General features: G+C 74.3%; 15 protein-coding genes and 1 pseudogene. 5 read left to right on the plus strand and 11 right to left on the minus strand.

Translation table 11 applies throughout. The annotated features are described in order from the left end of the window. Positions 1-10 precede the first annotated feature (10 nt). Both ACWEOZ_RS26215 and ACWEOZ_RS26220 read right to left on the minus strand, forming a co-directional pair. Positions 11-556 (minus strand): DUF4232 domain-containing protein, encoded by a 546-nt coding sequence (locus ACWEOZ_RS26215; protein ID WP_451913317.1) that lies wholly within the window; start codon positions 554-556, stop codon positions 11-13. A 105-nt stretch (positions 557-661) separates the two neighbouring features. Next, on the minus strand, positions 662-1,372 hold the full coding sequence (locus tag ACWEOZ_RS26220) for a DinB family protein (protein ID WP_451913318.1): 711 nt from the start codon (positions 1,370-1,372) through the stop codon (positions 662-664). Between the two features lie 353 nt (positions 1,373-1,725). Here ACWEOZ_RS26220 and ACWEOZ_RS26225 point away from each other — a divergent pair, with 353 nt between their 5' ends. Further along, positions 1,726-3,000 (plus strand): MFS transporter, encoded by a 1,275-nt coding sequence (locus ACWEOZ_RS26225; RefSeq protein WP_451913319.1) that lies wholly within the window; start codon positions 1,726-1,728, stop codon positions 2,998-3,000. Further along, the gene (locus ACWEOZ_RS26230; RefSeq protein ID WP_451913320.1) at positions 3,000-3,863 is read left to right on the plus strand and encodes a P1 family peptidase; all 864 of its coding nucleotides are present in this window, start codon (positions 3,000-3,002) and stop codon (positions 3,861-3,863) included. The genes ACWEOZ_RS26225 and ACWEOZ_RS26230 overlap by 1 nt, the downstream gene beginning before the upstream one ends. 248 nt (positions 3,864-4,111) lie before the next feature. On the opposite strand, the pseudogene ACWEOZ_RS26235 reads toward ACWEOZ_RS26230, so the two are convergent. From ACWEOZ_RS26235 to ACWEOZ_RS26245, 3 genes and pseudogenes are all read right to left on the minus strand, one after another. Further along, positions 4,112-4,897: pseudogene (locus ACWEOZ_RS26235) on the minus strand (glycosyltransferase family 87 protein); the annotation flags it as partial. Positions 4,898-4,989: 92 nt separating this feature from the next. After that, the gene (locus ACWEOZ_RS26240; RefSeq protein ID WP_451913321.1) at positions 4,990-6,051 is read right to left on the minus strand and encodes a hypothetical protein; all 1,062 of its coding nucleotides are present in this window, start codon (positions 6,049-6,051) and stop codon (positions 4,990-4,992) included. Beyond that, entirely contained in the window at positions 6,048-6,605 is a 558-nt protein-coding gene (locus ACWEOZ_RS26245) for an RNA polymerase sigma factor (protein WP_451913322.1), read from the minus strand. The genes ACWEOZ_RS26240 and ACWEOZ_RS26245 overlap by 4 nt, the downstream gene beginning before the upstream one ends. Positions 6,606-6,763: 158 nt before the next feature. Between ACWEOZ_RS26245 and ACWEOZ_RS26250 the strand changes: the two genes are divergently transcribed. Further along, positions 6,764-8,047, plus strand: a complete 1,284-nt coding sequence (locus tag ACWEOZ_RS26250; protein WP_451913323.1) for a methyl-accepting chemotaxis protein — start codon at positions 6,764-6,766, stop codon at positions 8,045-8,047. A 27-nt stretch (positions 8,048-8,074) separates the two neighbouring features. Here ACWEOZ_RS26250 and ACWEOZ_RS26255 read toward each other — a convergent pair whose 3' ends face one another. Beyond that, a complete protein-coding gene (locus ACWEOZ_RS26255; protein WP_451913324.1) occupies positions 8,075-9,145 on the minus strand; it encodes a hypothetical protein in 1,071 nt (356 codons plus the stop codon). A 242-nt stretch (positions 9,146-9,387) separates the two neighbouring features. On the opposite strand from ACWEOZ_RS26255, the gene ACWEOZ_RS26260 reads away from it, so the two are divergent. Continuing rightward, a complete protein-coding gene (locus ACWEOZ_RS26260; protein ID WP_451913325.1) occupies positions 9,388-10,647 on the plus strand; it encodes a vanadium-dependent haloperoxidase in 1,260 nt (419 codons plus the stop codon). Here ACWEOZ_RS26260 and ACWEOZ_RS26265 read toward each other — a convergent pair. Together ACWEOZ_RS26265 and ACWEOZ_RS26270 are read right to left on the minus strand one after the other, a co-directional pair. Further along, positions 10,644-11,072, minus strand: coding sequence for an ester cyclase (locus ACWEOZ_RS26265; RefSeq protein ID WP_451913326.1), 429 nt, complete (start codon positions 11,070-11,072; stop codon positions 10,644-10,646). The genes ACWEOZ_RS26260 and ACWEOZ_RS26265 overlap by 4 nt on opposite strands. After that, the gene (locus ACWEOZ_RS26270) at positions 11,069-11,563 is read right to left on the minus strand and encodes a molybdenum cofactor biosysynthesis protein (protein ID WP_451913327.1); all 495 of its coding nucleotides are present in this window, start codon (positions 11,561-11,563) and stop codon (positions 11,069-11,071) included. Before ACWEOZ_RS26270 ends, ACWEOZ_RS26265 begins: the two co-directional genes overlap by 4 nt. An 81-nt stretch (positions 11,564-11,644) precedes the next feature. Here ACWEOZ_RS26270 and ACWEOZ_RS26275 point away from each other — a divergent pair, with 81 nt between their 5' ends. Continuing rightward, positions 11,645-12,628 (plus strand): lamin tail domain-containing protein, encoded by a 984-nt coding sequence (locus ACWEOZ_RS26275; RefSeq protein WP_451913328.1) that lies wholly within the window; start codon positions 11,645-11,647, stop codon positions 12,626-12,628. 24 nt (positions 12,629-12,652) lie between these two features. On the opposite strand, the gene ACWEOZ_RS26280 is transcribed toward ACWEOZ_RS26275, so the two are convergent. The 3 genes from ACWEOZ_RS26280 to ACWEOZ_RS26290 form a co-directional block, all read right to left on the minus strand. Next, positions 12,653-14,185 (minus strand): glycosyltransferase family 39 protein, encoded by a 1,533-nt coding sequence (locus tag ACWEOZ_RS26280; protein ID WP_451913329.1) that lies wholly within the window; start codon positions 14,183-14,185, stop codon positions 12,653-12,655. Positions 14,186-14,301: 116 nt separating this feature from the next. Next, entirely contained in the window at positions 14,302-14,925 is a 624-nt protein-coding gene (locus ACWEOZ_RS26285; protein WP_451913330.1) for a maleylpyruvate isomerase N-terminal domain-containing protein, read from the minus strand. Positions 14,926-14,930: 5 nt separating this feature from the next. Then, complete coding sequence (locus ACWEOZ_RS26290) at positions 14,931-15,266, minus strand: STAS domain-containing protein (RefSeq protein ID WP_451913331.1); 336 nt, start codon at positions 15,264-15,266, stop codon at positions 14,931-14,933. Positions 15,267-15,358 lie beyond the last annotated feature (92 nt).

Below are 15,358 nucleotides of genomic sequence, written 5' to 3' on the forward strand. Positions count from 1 at the left end.
GCCGGCTACCTCAACCAGCCACGGTGAAGGCCGCCACCGAACCTGCGGCACAAGCCTTGTGCGGCGCGCCGACGAAAGTCGTGTCGCTGTCCTCCGGTGCCGCGACCTGGTAGCCGGGAACCCGTACCGTCGTCTTGCAGGTCTTGGTGGCCGGCCGGACCGCGGCCCGGACGTGGTCGCCCGGCGCGAGCAGCATGGCCGGCGCCGCCGCGCCGGTGGGGGCGAACGCGCCGGCCGCGGTCTTGACGCCGGGGTGTCCCTGCAGCGAGCAGGCGTGTCCGGTGATGTTCTCGAAGACCAGGGAACCGGCATCGCCGGTGATGCGCAGCTCGCCGGTGCGGCACCGCGACGGCGGCTCACCCGTCGCGGGATCCACGTAGTCCGCGCCCTCGTCGGGCAGCACCAGCGTGTACGTCGTGGCGGAGACCGCCGCGAGGTCCAGCAGCCCGGGGGTGCCCGCCGCGAAGGTGCCGGCCGAGGCCCCGACGGGCGCCGCTGCGAGCGTGAGCCCGAGCGCGCCGGCCGCCAGCAGTGTTATCCGACCGATGGTGCGCATCCGTTGCTCCCCCGAGGTCGTGCTTCCGTGTCCCGGTAGACGCTAGGGGGATCGAGGAAGATCTTGCTCCTCCTTCTGTGCCACACCGGTAACCCGTGGCGAGGGTCATGATCGGAGCAGGTCGAGGTCACGGACGCAGAAGCCGTGATGTGCGAATTCCTCGTTCAGGACGACCTGCACGCACTTCAGCACCGGCTTCTTCGTGGCATACGGCGGCCAGCCCGGGCCCGCCGGCACCGGCGCGGGCGCCGAGAGCTGATCGGCCGTCACCGTCGACAGCCACCGCTCCAGCTCAGCGCCTTGCTCCTCACGCACGGCCAGCACTTCGTCGAGGCTAGGGGCGGCCGCGCGGTCCAGGCCCTGCTCCTCCTGGTCCGGGACGAAATCGGACGCCAGCCCGATCGCGGTGAACGGCTCGGTCGATCCCAGACAGCAGCGCCGGAACCATGAGTCGTGCACGAACACCAGATGGCGCAAGGTCTCCACCGCCGACCATTCGCCGCCGACGCGCTGGTGCTCCGACCCCGGGGGCATCGCCCGCAGCCGCTCGATCGTCGCCGCCCAGCCGGCTCGCAGCTGCCGGACCGCCTCCAGCAGGTCGGCCGGATCGGCTGAGCGCGACAGCAGCCGGACCGGATACCGGCGATCGAGCTCGGCTTCCACGTACGACGTCACCTCGATGCCGTTGACCACCAGATTGGTGACCAGCCCGTTGATCACCGCGTCCTGCATCACCACCCCGACCAGCCGGGCGCGGGTCAGATCACACTCGCGGAACTCGGCATCCGTCAGGTCCTGGTCCTGGAAGCTCGTCATGCCGGGCAGTATTCACCGGGGCACCGACAATTTCGGCGCCGTCCCGCGCTGCGCGCAGCGGCCGAGGGCATAGGGCCCGACCCGCGCAGCGGCTGGATCTCGCGTTCACCGAGGGCGGCGACCTGTTCGAGCCGGACCAAGCCGTCGGCGCCGCGGTCCGTGGCCGCCGACCACTCATAGCCACCCGCCGCCGTGTGGTCCGGCGACGGACAAAAGGCCTGGCCCGGGCGGGTGCCGTCCGCCTACGATCGCCTCATGACCTGGCGACATTGATCCACCCGTAGAGGCCACTCCCGTGGGCCGCCGCGGCCGCCGTGTGACCGGCGTCCGCTCCGACTTCACGGGAAGGCCTCATGACCCTCGACTCCGCACGCGTGCGCCGGCTGGCGGCCACGCTCTACGCGTACGCGTTCCTCGCCGACCTCGTCCTGCTCTACCCGGTGTACGCACTGCTGTTCAGTGACACCGGCCTGTCGGTTTCGCAGATCTCGTCCTTGTTCGTGATCTGGTCGGCCGGCAGCACCCTGCTGGAGGTGCCCTCCGGCGCCTGGGCCGACGCGGTCTCCCGGCGATTGCTGCTGTGCCTGGCCCCGCTGGCCGGCGCGGCCGGGTTCGCGCTGTGGGTGCTCGCGCCCTCGTATCCGGCCTTCGCCGTCGGGTTCCTGCTCTGGGGGGCCGGCGGGGCGCTCGCCTCCGGTTCGCTGGAGGCGCTCGTCCACAGCGAGCTGGCCCGCCTCGGCGCGGCGCACCGCTACGCCCGCACGATGGGCCGGGCCCGCACGGCGGAGACGGCCGGGGTGCTGGTGGCGACCGTGCTCGCCGGTCCGGTGCTGGCCGCGGGCGGTTATCCGGCGGTCGGTGCGGCCAGCGTGCTCGCCGGGATCCTGGCCGCCCTGGTCGCCACCCGCTTCCCCGAGCACCGCACAGCCGCGCCCGTCCTGCCGAACGACGGCGAAGGCGACGGCGACGGCGATGGGCACGGCGATGGCGAGGGCGACGGCGATGGCGAGGGCGATCTCGGCTGGTGGGCGAGCCTGCGTGCCGGCCTGACCGAGGTCCGCGCCGACCCCGCGGTCAGAACGGCGGTGCTCCTGCTCGCCGTGGTGACCGCGGTGTGGGGCGCGCTGGACGAGTACACCCCGCTGCTGGCCGCCGGCACCGGCGTCACCCGCGAGACCGTCCCGATGCTGCTCCTGCTGGTCTGGCTCGGGGTGACCGCGGGCGGTCTGCTCACCCCGCTGGGCGAGCGGCTCGGCAGCCGAGGTTACGCGGTCCTCCTCGCCGGTTCCGGCGTGGCGCTCGCCGCCGGAGCGCTGTCCGCCCACCCCGCCGGGTTCGTCCTGGTAGCGGTCGCGTTCTGCGGCTTCCAGCTGGCCACTGTCCTCGCCGACGCCCGGCTCCAGGACCGGATGACCGGGAACAGCCGCGCCACCGTCACCTCCCTCGCCGGGACGGCGACCGACGTGGCCACTATCGGCGTCTACGGCGCCTACGCGTTGGTCGCCGCCGGTGCCGGCAACGGAGTCGCCTTCGCGGTGCTGTCGGCGCCGTACCTGATCGTCGCTCTGGCGGTGACGGTCCGCCGGACCGCGCGCGTGCCCGCCGGCGCGGCAGGAAAGATGGGGTGATGAGCGCACCGCAGTTGTTGTCCGCCTGGGCCGGCCATTGGACCGGGGCCGGCACCGGTGTGACCGTCGTCCTGCCGCCGGCCGGCACCGTCGGATCCGGCGAGGTCCGCGGCGGGGCGCCGGCCACCCGTGAGTTCGCGCTGCTGGAACCGACCCGGCTGGTGGACCGGGTCGACGCGGTGGTGCTCTCCGGCGGGTCCGCGTTCGGTCTGGCCGCGGCCGAGGGCGTGATGGCGCTGCTGCGGGAGCGGGGGAGCGGCTTCCCGACGCCCGCGGGTCCGGTGCCGATCGTCATCGGCATGTCGATCTTCGACGGTTCGGCGCGGACCGGACCGCCGGATGCGGCGAGCGGCCGGGCCGCCGCGCTGGCCGCGTACGCCGGCACAGAACTCACCACCGGCCGGGTCGGCGCGGGCACGGGCGCCGGGACGGGCACGTGGCGCGGCCGGCGCGACCCGGGCGGGCTGGGCCTGGCCGAACGGCAGGCGGGCGCCGCCCGGGTGGCCGCCGTGGTCGTGGTCAACGCCTGGGGCGACGTGCTGGCCCCCGACGGCGAGCCCCTCTTCGGCGGCCCGTCCGAGCCGGTGCCGCCGCAAGCCCCGTACGGGATGCAGAACACCACCGTGGCCGTCGTGCTCACCGACGCCCGGCTGTCCAAGAACGACTGCTACCTGCTCGCTCAGAGCGGCCACACCGGATTCGCCCGGTCGATCCACCCCGCGCACTCCCGCTACGACGGGGACGCGGTGGTGGCCCTGGCCACCGGCGAGTCCGAGGCCGACGCCGATCTCGACCTGCTCCGGGCGGTCACCGTGGACGCGGTCGCCGCCGCGGTCCGGGCCGCTGTCGCCCCGCCGGAGTAGGTCCGCCAGGGCAGCAGCACCACCAGCGTCAGCAGCAGGAGGGTGAAGGCGTTGCGCAGGACGAGGGCCCGGAGGCCGCCGCTGTCGTCCGGGACGAGCCAGATCGGGGAGACGACGCTGAGGGCGTAGACGGTGACCGCGGCCAGTGCCGGCCCGGGATCGCGGCGCCGGGCGGCGATGTCGGCCAGCACGAGCACCGCGACCGGCAGGAACACCAGGTGGTGGGTCCAGGACACGGGGCTGACCAGGTTGGCGGTGAGGCCGGTCAGGGTCAGCGCCGTCACGGTGTCGCCGGCCGCGTACGCCTGGCGGGCCCGGCGCAGCCCCACCACCAGGACCAGCACGCAGAGCGGGACCCACCAGCAAACCGGTGCGGCCGGCGTCCCGGCCACGCGGGCCAGCAGGCCGGTCAGCGACTGGTTGGTCAGTGCGGCCGCGGTGCCCACCCGGTCGGTCTGCCACAGCAGGTCGCCGAAGTAGCGCAACGACTCCGCCGGGGCCAGCAGGAACGCGCCGCCGGTCAGCGCCGCCATGGTCACCGTCGCCGTGCGCGCCGCCCGCCACTGCCCGGTGACCAGCAGATACACGATGAACAGGCCGGGCGTCAGCTTGATCGCGGTGGCGAGACCGACGCCGGCGCCGGTCCAGCGGGAGCCGGTACGGCCCAGCACCACCAGGTCGAGCAGCACGAGGGCGAACAGCCACAGGTTGACCTGCCCGAAGCCGAGCGTCTGCCGGACCGGTTCGGTGCACAGGGCGAGCGGCACGGCCGCCGCCAGCACGAGCCGCAACTTGCGGCCGTGCCGGGCCGCGATCGGGGCGGCGAGCACAGCGAGCACCACGGCCAGGGCCAGCACGCTGCCCACGGCGTTCAGCCAGCCCGCCGTCGCCGCCGGGACCCGGGCCACCGGCGTGAGCACGAACGCCGCGAACGGCGGGTAGGTGAAGCCCAGGTCGCCGCGGACCGGGGCGACGTAGTCGTACAGCTCCCCGCCGTTGCTCCACGACCGGATCGCGTCGTGGTAGATGACCATGTCGAAGAAGCGGTAGTGCGCGTCGAAGACCCGTACGACCAGGACCAGGAGGGCGGTCAGTGCGCCGACCGCGACGGTACGGACCCCCCGGTTCAAGGCTTGTCGCTCCAGGTGACCGCCGTGACGGCAGTGCTGTACTGGACGGCACCGGCGGGCAGGCCCGCGTTGGCCGCGCCCGGCTGCCGGACCACCGCCTGGGTGTACGTGATCCGGTCGGAGTCCGGCCCGAGATACACCTGCCACTCGACGAGCCCGTAGCGAGGTGTCGTCGCCGTGTAGGCCAGCGCTCGCGCCGGCCGGCCCAGCGGATCCGCGCCCGCCTCCAGCGTCCGCACCCCGGTCAGGCCGGCCAGCATCCGGTAGATCTTCGCCCGGTCCGCACCGCCCGCCACGGCGGTGAACGTGTCGAGCAGCTTCGTGCCGGTGCGGAACAGCCAGCCCTGCGGGTCCGGGGGAAGCTCCTGCCCGGCCTCGGCCAGCCAGGCGAGCATCGCCGGTCCGGTCCGCGCAGGGTCGTCCGGCAGGTCGCCCAGCTCACCCGCGTACGGTTCGTCGCCGGCCAGGTCCGGATACAGGGTCTGCTCGCCGTCGGTCGGTAACTCCGCCGGTCCCGGTGAGCCGTCCGCGGCGTACGCGGCCGCGTCGGCGGCGGTCAGCGGCCGCACACTCGATCCCTGCTCGCCGATCGTCAGCCAGCCCTCCCCGGGCAGCCCGGCCGCCGGTTGGACACTCCGGACGGTGTCGACGCGGATGACGTCGTAACCGGCGCCGGGGCCGAGGTGCACGATCCGCGCGACGGTGCCGGTGGCGTGCACGAACTGCCCGCGCGGGCCGTCGCGTCCGGCCTGTTCGGCCGCTGCGGCCAGGATGCTCTGCGGCGTGGCCGTGCTCGCCCCGGCCTGCAGCGGCGGCTGCGGCGGCGGGGGCGTCCGGTGCACGACGGCGAACGCGGCGACTGCCACGGCGGCCAGCGCGGCCGGCACGACGGCGTACCGCCACGTCGGGCCGGTGAGGCCCGGGCGGCGGCTGCGCGGCTGCGCCAGCACGGCCCGCTGCAGGAAGAGCGCGCGGGTCGAGGTCGCGGAGTCGCGCACGTCGGCATCCGGTACGGGATTGGCGGCGGCCAGCCGGGTCATGGCGTCCTGCTCGGTCATGCGGACTTCCCCCTCTGGCTCGCGGCATTGTGCAACTCGTACGGTCGGGGCAGCGGTGGCGCCTGATCCTGGTCGGCCGCCTCCAGCAATCGGGCGAGGCGGCGGCGGGCCCGGTGCACCCGTACCTTGAAAGCCACGGCCGTGCAGCCCAGCACGTGCGCGGCGGCGTCGTGGTCCAGGCCCTCCCAGCCGATCAGCAGCAACGCCTCGCGGTCGAGGCGCGACAACCGGCTCAGGGCTTCGCGCAGCCCGGCGTCCGCGACGACCGAGACGGCATGGTCCGGGGCCGACGGCACACCTCCGCCGGCCATCCGTTCGAACAGCCGGGCCCGGCGCCGTGCGGCCCGCTCCTCATTGGCCAGGCTGTTGCGGGCGACCCGGTATAGCCACGGCAGCGGCTCCGCCGGCAGCCGCGCGAAGTGCCGCCAGGCGGTGGCGAAGGTCTCGGCGACGACGTCATGGGCCCGGGCCTGATCGGTACGGCGGGACACGAACGCCAGCACGCGGGGATAGTGCCGGCGGAACAACGCCGTGAACTCCTCCTCGTCGCTCACGCCGGCCTTCTCCCCTCGTCGCGCGGCCTCGTCGAAACGTTCAGGTCCGGCACGGCCCGCCCGGTTACCGCATCGGCCGGCTTCTTTTCCCCGAGCCCCGGTCCGGCCGACTTCGACGATCCGCCTCGCCGGTCTGCCGCAGGCCGGATGATGGTGCCATGACCACGCTCGCGTCCCGGCTGCCGCGCGGTGCCCGGCTGTCCCCGGAGTCCTGGGCCGCGCGCCATCGGATCATCACCACCCTGCTGTGGCTGCACCTGCCGGCGCTGGTCCTGCTGGGACTGCTCGGGCCGATGCCCGGGTGGGAGGCGCTGGCCCTCCCGGCGGGCATCGGCGCGCTCGCCGTCACCGCCGCCGTGCTGCGCGACCCCCGGGCCAGGTCGTCGGTCACCAGCATCGGCCTGATCGCCTGTACGTTCGCGGCCATCGAGCTGTCCGGCGGCGAGATGGCCATGCACATCCACCTGTACGCCATCCTGGTCTTCGTCGCGCTCTACCAGCAGTGGACGCCGTTGCTCTGGGCCGTGGTCATCGTGGTGCTGCACCACGGCACCCTGGGCCTGCTGAACCCGGAGCGGGTGTTCGGCATGCACCACATGTCAGTGCTCGACGGCCTGGGTCAGGTCGCCCTGCACGCGGGGCTGGCCGCCCTCGAGGTGATCGGCATCATCGTGCTCTGGCACTTCGCCGAACAGGCTGAACGCGAGAACGAGGCACTGGCCGAGGCCGCCGAGGCCCAGCGCTCCGCCACCGCGTACGCCGAGCAGCAGGCCGCGGCCCGTGCGGCCGAGACGGATCGGGTCCGGTCCGCCGAGACGGCGGTACGCGCCGAGCGGCTGGCGTCCGACGCTCTGGCCATCGGTCACCAGGCCCGGGCCGCCCTCGCCGCCGTCAGCGCGGTCGACGCCGCCCTCGCGACGCTCGCCGGTGCGGTCCACGACATCGCCGGGCAGTCGCGGGACGCGGCCGGGAGTGCCGCCGCGGGCAAGGACACCGCCTCGGCCGCGGCGGACAAGGTGCGCGCCCTGGAGTCGTCGGTCGGCGAGATCGCCACGGTCAACGCGCTGATCGCGCAGCTGGCCGGGCAGACCAACCTGCTCTCCCTGAACGCCACCATCGAGGCGGCCCGCGCCGGGGAGGCCGGCCGGGGCTTCGGCGTGGTGGCCAACGAGGTCAAGCAGCTCGCCCAGCAGACGGCCGAGTCGGTGGAACGGGTCAACGGCGTGATCCAGGCGATCGTCGCGCAGACCGGCGACGTGGCCAGCACCTTCGGCTCGACCACGTCGGCGGTGGCGGGCCTCTACGAGGTCCAGACGGACATCGCGGCGGCGATGCAGGAGCAGGCCGCCGTGCTGGCCGAGGTCACCCGCCAGCTGGCCACGGCGACGTTTGCCTCGGAGCAGGTCCTCACCGGCCTGGAGGAGCTCACCGTCCCGGCCTGAGCCGTCCCGACCGTCGGCCGCCGGCCGTCAGATGGTGCGCAGGTCCAGGGCGTGCCAGACGACAGCGTCCAGGTTGCCGGTCGACCACCACAGCATGCCGTCCCGGTACGACACCGAGCCGGCGTCCGGGCTGATCTCCACCGTCCGGCGGGTGGCGATCTCCACCGCGATCAGCTCGTTGTTGCCGGTCAGCTCCGAGTTCGGGCCGATCCGGGAGAGCACCTCGAAGCGGTCCAGCGGCGCCACGTCGACGATCACGGTCGCGGCGGTGTCCCCGGCGATGCGGTGCCGGTCGCTGCCGTCGGGGCGCATCAGCTCGATGCGGCTGAGCCCGTCCCCGGTCAGTGACGCCACCCGGCACCAGGCCGGGCTGCAGGCCGTGATGGCCCGGTCCCGGGCGTGGCCGACCGTACTGTCCCGGCCCGTGCCCAGGTTGCGCAGCAGGGTGCTGCCCGCGCTGTCGTTGACCCCGTTGACCAGCCACGGCCAGGCCGACAGCTTCCACGTGCCGGGCTCGCGGCGGACGTCCACCGGCCCGCCGGTCAGCGCGACGGAGCGGAGCTGGGTGACCTCGCCGGTGTCCGCGGCGACCCAGTGCACCCGGCCGTCGGCGATCACCAGGTCGTACTGCGACTGGTAGAACTCGGCGCGGCCCAGGTCGGCGGTCAGCTCCCGGGGTGGCCGCGCGTCGCGCGAGCCGGCCGTGAAGAGCCGGAGCTTGCCGCCGTCGGTGCTCTCCACCCAGGCCAGCACGTCACCGGCGACGGTCAGGGCCTGGAAGGACGGGTGTTCCGCGCGGGGCAGCCGCCGGAGCTCGCGGACCGTGCCGTCCGCGCCGACGCGGACCAGGCGCAGGTAGCGGTCGTCGGTGCTCGCCGCGGTGCCCAGGGACGTGCGGGCGTCGAGGAAGAGGCCCGGGCGATACTCGGCGCCGTCCGGCAGGGCCGCCTGCACGGTGCCGCGTTGCGCCTGCGGCCAGGCCACCGCCGCGGTGACCGGCGCTGCGGGCTGCGCGTTGCCGCCGGCCGGCAGCGCCAGCAGGGCTGCGCCGGCCACGAGCGCGACCGCCAGGCCGAGCCGCGTGCGCGTGGTGCTCATGTCGCGTCGACCTCCACCGGCGTCCGTGGCTGCCGATGATAGCCACGGTTCCGGGCTCACGGATTCCGGTGGCCCGCTGCAGGATGCAGACGGCATCCGCGCCTCGCCGGGTAAAGAGCCAAAAGCCGCCCGGGCTGATACCCGAGACATTTCCGCATTTCGATCTCTTGTCCGCCCGCTGGGCCGGGTCGCAGGCTGTACCCGGCCGGCGGCTTCCGGCGGCCTCGTCGACGGGGGAAACGATGTTCTCGAGGACTCGGGCCGCGGCCGTGCTGGCCGCGCTCACTCTGACCGGGCCGGCCGTGCTCACGCCCACACCGGCCCTGGCCGCGTCCACACCCAACGCGGTGATCACGTGGAACGTCCACGCGCAGACCGCCATCTACGAAGTCGCCCGGCAGTCACCTAACGTGACCGGGCGCAGCTTCGCGATGGTGCAGGGAGCGGTGTACGACGCCGTGAACGCGGTCGCCGGAACGCCGTACCAGCCGTACCTGATCGCTCCGCGCAGCCGGCGCGGCGACTCGGCCGACGCCGCCGTCGCCGGCGCGGCCTACCGGGTGCTGCTCTCGCTCTTCCCCGCCCAGGCGGCCGCTCTGACGGCCCAGTACGACCAGGCGCTCGCCGCGATCCCCGACGGTCGCGCGAAGCGCGGCGGGCTCGCCGTGGGCGAGCAGGCCGCGGCCGCGATGATCGAGGCCCGCCGCGACGACGGCGCGTTCGGCACCGGCACCTGGAACGTCAGCACCGCGCCCGGGCAGTGGCGGCCCACCCCGCCCGCGTTCGCCCAGGACGGCGCCTGGCTCGCGGACCTGCGGCCGTTCGTCGTCGACGATGCCACCGCCTACCGCACCGCCGGCCCGCCCGCCCTGACCAGCGCCGCCTGGGCCCGCGAGCTCAACGAGGTGAAGGCCCTGGGCTCGGCCGCCAGCACCGAGCGCACCGCGGACCAGACGCAGGCCGCGCTGTGGTGGCACGACCGGCGTCTCGGGGAGTGGCAGATCAAGCGGGACCTCGCGCAGAGCCGGCGGCTCGGCCCGCTGCAGACGGCCCGGATGTTCGCGATGGCCGACATCGCGAACGCCGACGCCCTGACCGCCTGCTTCGCCGAGAAGAAGCGCTGGAACTTCTGGCGTCCGGTGACCGCGGTCCAGCTGGCCGACACCGACGGCAACCCGGCCACCACCGCCGACCCGGCCTGGACCCCGCTGGTGGTGACGCCTCCGTTCCCGGACCACACGTCCGGCCACACCTGCTCGACCTCGGCGGTCATGCTGGCGCTGCGCACCTTCTTCGGCCGTGACGACCTGGCGTTCAGCGCCTACAGCGCCGACTCGGGCACCACCCGCTCGTTCACCAGCTTCTCGCAGGCGCTGGCCGAGGTGGTGGAGGCCCGGATCTGGGCGGGCGTGCACTTCCGCAGCGCGGACGTGCAGGGAGCCCAGCTCGGCACCCGGGTGGCCCGGGACGTCCTGGCCCGGGAATTCCGCCCCCGCCGCTAGTCGTGCGCCGGTTTGCGGAGCACCGCGTCCAGGCCGAGCAGCATTCCCAGCTCGTCGGAGACCGCCCGCACCTCGGTGATCAGTCCGGCGTGGACCGTGAAGATGTCGATGACGTGCATCTCCACGGTCCGCCCGGACGGTGGCACGGGACCGAGCCGGGTGGCGAGCACCCCGGTCTGCCGGCCCCGCACCACGAAGGCCACCGCGAGCTTGTCCGCCGACGGAGCCACGACTTCGAGAATCTCCCGGCTCTGCCCGGTGATCGCCGCATGCAGCGCGCGCGACATCGCGGCGAGTGCGGCCGGGGTGGACTCGGTGCCGTTCAGCCGGAACGGGTCCTGGTAGAGCGCGGCGAAGTCCGCCTCCGCCGTGGGCCCGGGAGGGGCGTCCCACAAGCGCATGAGGCGGTCCAGATCGAGGGTCATGCGAACAGTCTGCCCTCCACCGTGGCTGTCACCGGCCCCCGGCGCAGGGTGCCGTCGTTGAGCGGGGTGCAGCGGATTCCGCCCTTGTGGCGCAACGCCCGCCACGTCCCGGGGCCGATCGTGGTGTCCAGCCATGCGCACGGGTTGGCCCGGCGGCGTACCTGCAGCGCCACCGGGCCGTCGCCGGAGTCCAGGACCAGCACCGCGCCGACCAGGTCGTCGACCGCGATGCCGCGGACCAGGATGTTGCGCCGGACCTGGACCAGGTCGGCGCCCGCGGGCAGCGACTCGGCCGCGATGACGGTGACGCTCGCGTCGCGGTGCGCCTGCTTGCCGAAGTAGCGGTCGCCGACGATGCCGAGGCCGGCCCGGATGCGGACCTCGTCGACCACTTCACCGTCGGGGGCCGGCGACGGGCCGTCCGACGGGCGGCCCTCGAAGCGATGGACGGGCGAGGCGAGCAGCTGGACGATCTCCGGCGGGGTCGGCACGACCGAAGCTTAGGGCGTCGCACCACCACCGGGTGTGGGCGATCTCCTCACCCGCGGGCGCGGGCGGTCGATGGGTCAGGCATGCTCCGTCGCCTGGTCTCCGCTCTCGCCGCCGCCGTCACGGCCGGCGCCCTCGCCGTCGCGCCGGCGACGCCGGCCGCGGCCGCGACCACGCCGTGCCTGCCGAGCGCCCCGAGCCCGACGTGCCTGGTCTGGTCCGGCAAAGTCGTCCTGGTCAACGACGGCGACACCCTGTCGGTGGACGTGGCCGGGGACGGCACGACCACACCCCGCTCGATCCGCCTCATCAACGCGCAGGCGATGGAACAGACCGTCTACTCCTCCGTGGTGCAGCGCCGCCGCGGTGAGTGTCACAGCCTCGCCGCCACCGCCCGCCTGGAGCAGCTCGTGAAGGCCGGCGGGGGAGTGGTCCGCCTGACCGCCCAGCAGGCCTCCAGCAGCAGCCGGTCCCGTCCGCTGCGCAGCGTCGCGGTGCGGATCAACGGCACCTGGCACGACGTCGGCCTGGACCTGCTGCGCCACGGACTGGCGCTGTGGCAGCCGTTCGGCGCGGAGTGGGCCTGGAACTCCCGCTACCGGCTGGCGCAGGCCCAGGCGGCCCGCGACGGCGTCAACCTCTTCGACACCGACGCGTGCGGGAGCGGGCCGGCCCAGAGCAGCCCGCTCGGCGTGGTGGTCAACTACGACGCCGACGGCGCCGACGACCGCAATCTCAACGGCGAATGGGTCCGGATCGACAACGGGTCGGCCGCGCCGGTCCCGGTCGCCGGATGGTGGGTGCGCGACTCGGCCCTGCGCCGCTACACCTTCCCGGCGGGCACGGTCCTGCCCGCGCGGGGCGCGGTCTACGTGCACGTCGGATCCGGTACGCCCACAGCGACGCACAAGTACTGGGGTCAGACCGCCCCCGTCTTCGACAACCCGACCTTCGACCAGCAGGCCCACGGCGACGGCGCCTACCTCTTCGACCCGCGCGGCGACCTGCGGGCGTGGATGCAGTACCCCTGCGTGCTGTCCTGTCCCGTGACACCGGCCCGTCGCTGACCGCCCGCCCGGCCGGTCCGGTGGTCAGCGCCGCTCGAACAGGACCAGGTTGGCCTTGGTGGCGCGCCAGACGCCCGCCACCTTGTATCGGCCGGTGAGCACGGGACCGAGAGCGCCGGCGCCCGACAGCGGAGCCTCGGCGGTCAGTTGCCGGCCGGCCGGTTGCCAGCGGAACAGCCACACCCGCCGCGCCGAGCCGAGGCACGCCACCTGGTCGGCGCACTGCACCGCGTCGAGCTCGCCCACCTCGGCTGCCGGGGTGCGCAGCAGCACGTCGCGGGGCTTCTCCCGGCCGCGCAGCTGATAGTCGATGCCCGCGCGCAGTGACCAGGTGCCCGAGGTGCCGTAGACGATCACGTCGCCGGGCTGCTGGTGCTGCTGCAGCTGGCGCGCCACCGTGCGGAAGTCCGGGCCCATGTGGCTGGTCTGGGCGCGCAGCCGCTGCTGGGCCGGCGCACCGACCGCGGCCAGCAGCACGAGAGCCGCGACGGCCCGCAGCGGCACGACCCGCAACGAGACGGCCGCGCACAGGCAGACCGCCGGCACCACGACGAGCACGTAGCGCGGGACCCACAGCGACGAGGTGACGAACGAGACGGCCATCAGCACCGCCGGTGGCGCCACCGCCAGCACGGCGAACTCGCGCAGCAGGCGGGCGTCGCGGTGCCGGGCCACCAGAGCCAGGCCGATCAGCAGCAGGCCGACAGCCGCGGCCCCGAAGATGTCGCCCGGCGCGTCGAGCACCTGACGCACGGTCATCGGCGGGAGCCAGTCGAGCTGCGAGCCGCGCTGGGTCAGGCCGAGATAGACGAACGGCAGCACGGGCAGCACGGCGACGGCGGTCACCACGAACCAGCGCACCGGCCGGACCGCGGCCGGGTCCCGGCGGGCCCGGGTCACCACCGCGTACGCGTGCCCGATCAGCACGAGCAGCGCCAGGATGTGCGAGAGGCCGAGCAGCGTGACGGTGACGCCGTACGCGATCCAGTGCGCCCAGGACGGCTGCCGCAGCGCCCGGTGCAGCAGCAGGGTCGCGAGGGTGGCGAAGAGGAAGGCGAGGCCGTACGCCCGGGCGTCCTGGGCGTAGCGGGAGAGCTGGGGCACGGTGACCAGCAGCAGGCCGGCGAGCAGGCCGGTGGCCGGGCCGAACAGCCGGCGGCCCAGCTCGGCCGAGATGCCCACACCGAGCGCCACCGCGATCAGCGACGGCGCGCGCAGCCAGAACTCCGAGTCGCCGAAGACACCCGTCCAGAAGTGCATGAACAGGTAGTACGGGGAGATCACGCCGTCGAAGTGCCGCGCCAGGTCGACGATCTGCCCGGGCGTGCGCCGGCTGGCCAGCCAGGTCGCGTTCTCGTCCCAGCCGACGGCGGGCCGGCGCAGCCCGATGCGGCCGACGACCAGCATGAGCAGCGCGGGGAGCACGGCCGGCCCCCAGACGAGCAGCGGTCGCGGGATCCGGATCCGCGCGCCGGGCACCCGCGGGCCGTCGTCGCCGTCCTCCCGGGGTGGTGCCCCGGGGGCGGCGTCCGTGGTCGCCGGGGCCACCAGGGTCACGTCACTCCTCGTGCGCGGAGAGGGAATCGAGCCGGATCGAACTGCCACTGTAGAGGGCGGGACGACCGGCTGCGAAGTGTGCACCTGGTCACGTTCCGGGCGGTCGGCCATCGGACTCAGACGACCGAGAACTTCTCCGGCAGGCCGGCCCGGCCGGTGAGGGCCCGCAGCACCAGCTCGCCGTCGCCCACCGCGGCGGCGACCCGGGCGGCCAGCGTGACGGCCTCGGCCACGGCGTCCGGCGGCGCGTCGAAGGTCACCCCGGTGGCGGCGGCGATGTCGGTGCCGTGCACGACCAGCTCGAAGGTGCGCGTGGGCAGCCAGTCCCGGACCCGCATGCCGCCGGCGGCCGTGGTCACCACGTCGTCGTCGTGGGCGGCGGCCAGCGCCGCGGTGGCCTGCCCGGCGAGCTCGCCGACCCGGACGGCCGCGTCGTCGCCGAGCCACGCGCCGGTCTCCCGGGCGTCGGCCGACGAGGCCGCCGTCGCCGCGGCGTGCAGCTCCGGCGGCGCGGAACGTGCGAAGGCCCAGTAGTCCTCCGGTGCGTGCAGCGTCGCCACACCGCCGGTGGTCGTGAGCACCGGCGGCACCTGGCGCAGGGCGGAGCTGACTGTGTGGCCGATCAGCTCGCGCAGGCTCCAGTCGCCGGCGCCCGGGCCGTCCCAGCGGTCGGCCGGCAGCCGGGACACGAGGTCGGCGAAGGAGACGGCGGCGGCCCGGTAGGTGCGGCGGTAGTCCATGGCCCTCACTCAGTCGTGGCGGGCAGGCCGAAGACGTGACTGAGGCCGGTCACCTGGATGGCCTTGCGGACCGGCTGCGACGGGTTGGTCAGGGTCAGCGACACCCCGGTGCTGGCCGCGGTGTTGCGCGCGCTCACCAGCGCACCCAGCGCGTACGAGTCGATGAAGGTGACCTCGCTGACGTCGACGTTCAGATACCGGCACTCGCCGCTGGCGGCGGCGGCCGCCAGGCTGTCGCGGACCGCGTCCGCGCGGTCCAGGTCCATCTCCCCGGCGAGGGCGGCGACCACCAGACCATCGGCGTCCACCTGCTGATACGTGACCACGGCGTCGTTCGGCATTCACCACACGATAGTCGCCGCCCCAAGATTGTCGATCCGAGGACCGCCCGTTCGTGTAACCGGTGCAGGCCCGCGCCGGGCGGGCCCGGGGA

The organism is Actinoplanes sp. NPDC004185 (assembly GCF_053603475.1).

Excerpts from the sequence above, each read along its gene's own strand:
- ACWEOZ_RS26215 (WP_451913317.1), bottom strand. The coding sequence starts at position 556 with ATGCGCACCATCGGTCGGATAACACTGCTGGCGGCCGGCGCGCTCGGG.
- ACWEOZ_RS26220 (WP_451913318.1), bottom strand. The coding sequence starts at position 1,372 with ATGACGAGCTTCCAGGACCAGGACCTGACGGATGCCGAGTTCCGCGAG.
- ACWEOZ_RS26225 (WP_451913319.1), top strand. The coding sequence starts at position 1,726 with ATGACCCTCGACTCCGCACGCGTGCGCCGGCTGGCGGCCACGCTCTAC.
- ACWEOZ_RS26230 (WP_451913320.1), top strand. The coding sequence starts at position 3,000 with ATGAGCGCACCGCAGTTGTTGTCCGCCTGGGCCGGCCATTGGACCGGG.
- ACWEOZ_RS26240 (WP_451913321.1), bottom strand. The coding sequence starts at position 6,051 with ATGACCGAGCAGGACGCCATGACCCGGCTGGCCGCCGCCAATCCCGTA.
- ACWEOZ_RS26250 (WP_451913323.1), top strand. The coding sequence starts at position 6,764 with ATGACCACGCTCGCGTCCCGGCTGCCGCGCGGTGCCCGGCTGTCCCCG.
- ACWEOZ_RS26255 (WP_451913324.1), bottom strand. The coding sequence starts at position 9,145 with ATGAGCACCACGCGCACGCGGCTCGGCCTGGCGGTCGCGCTCGTGGCC.
- ACWEOZ_RS26260 (WP_451913325.1), top strand. The coding sequence starts at position 9,388 with ATGTTCTCGAGGACTCGGGCCGCGGCCGTGCTGGCCGCGCTCACTCTG.
- ACWEOZ_RS26265 (WP_451913326.1), bottom strand. The coding sequence starts at position 11,072 with ATGACCCTCGATCTGGACCGCCTCATGCGCTTGTGGGACGCCCCTCCC.
- ACWEOZ_RS26275 (WP_451913328.1), top strand. The coding sequence starts at position 11,645 with ATGCTCCGTCGCCTGGTCTCCGCTCTCGCCGCCGCCGTCACGGCCGGC.
- ACWEOZ_RS26285 (WP_451913330.1), bottom strand. The coding sequence starts at position 14,925 with ATGGACTACCGCCGCACCTACCGGGCCGCCGCCGTCTCCTTCGCCGAC.
- ACWEOZ_RS26290 (WP_451913331.1), bottom strand. The coding sequence starts at position 15,266 with ATGCCGAACGACGCCGTGGTCACGTATCAGCAGGTGGACGCCGATGGT.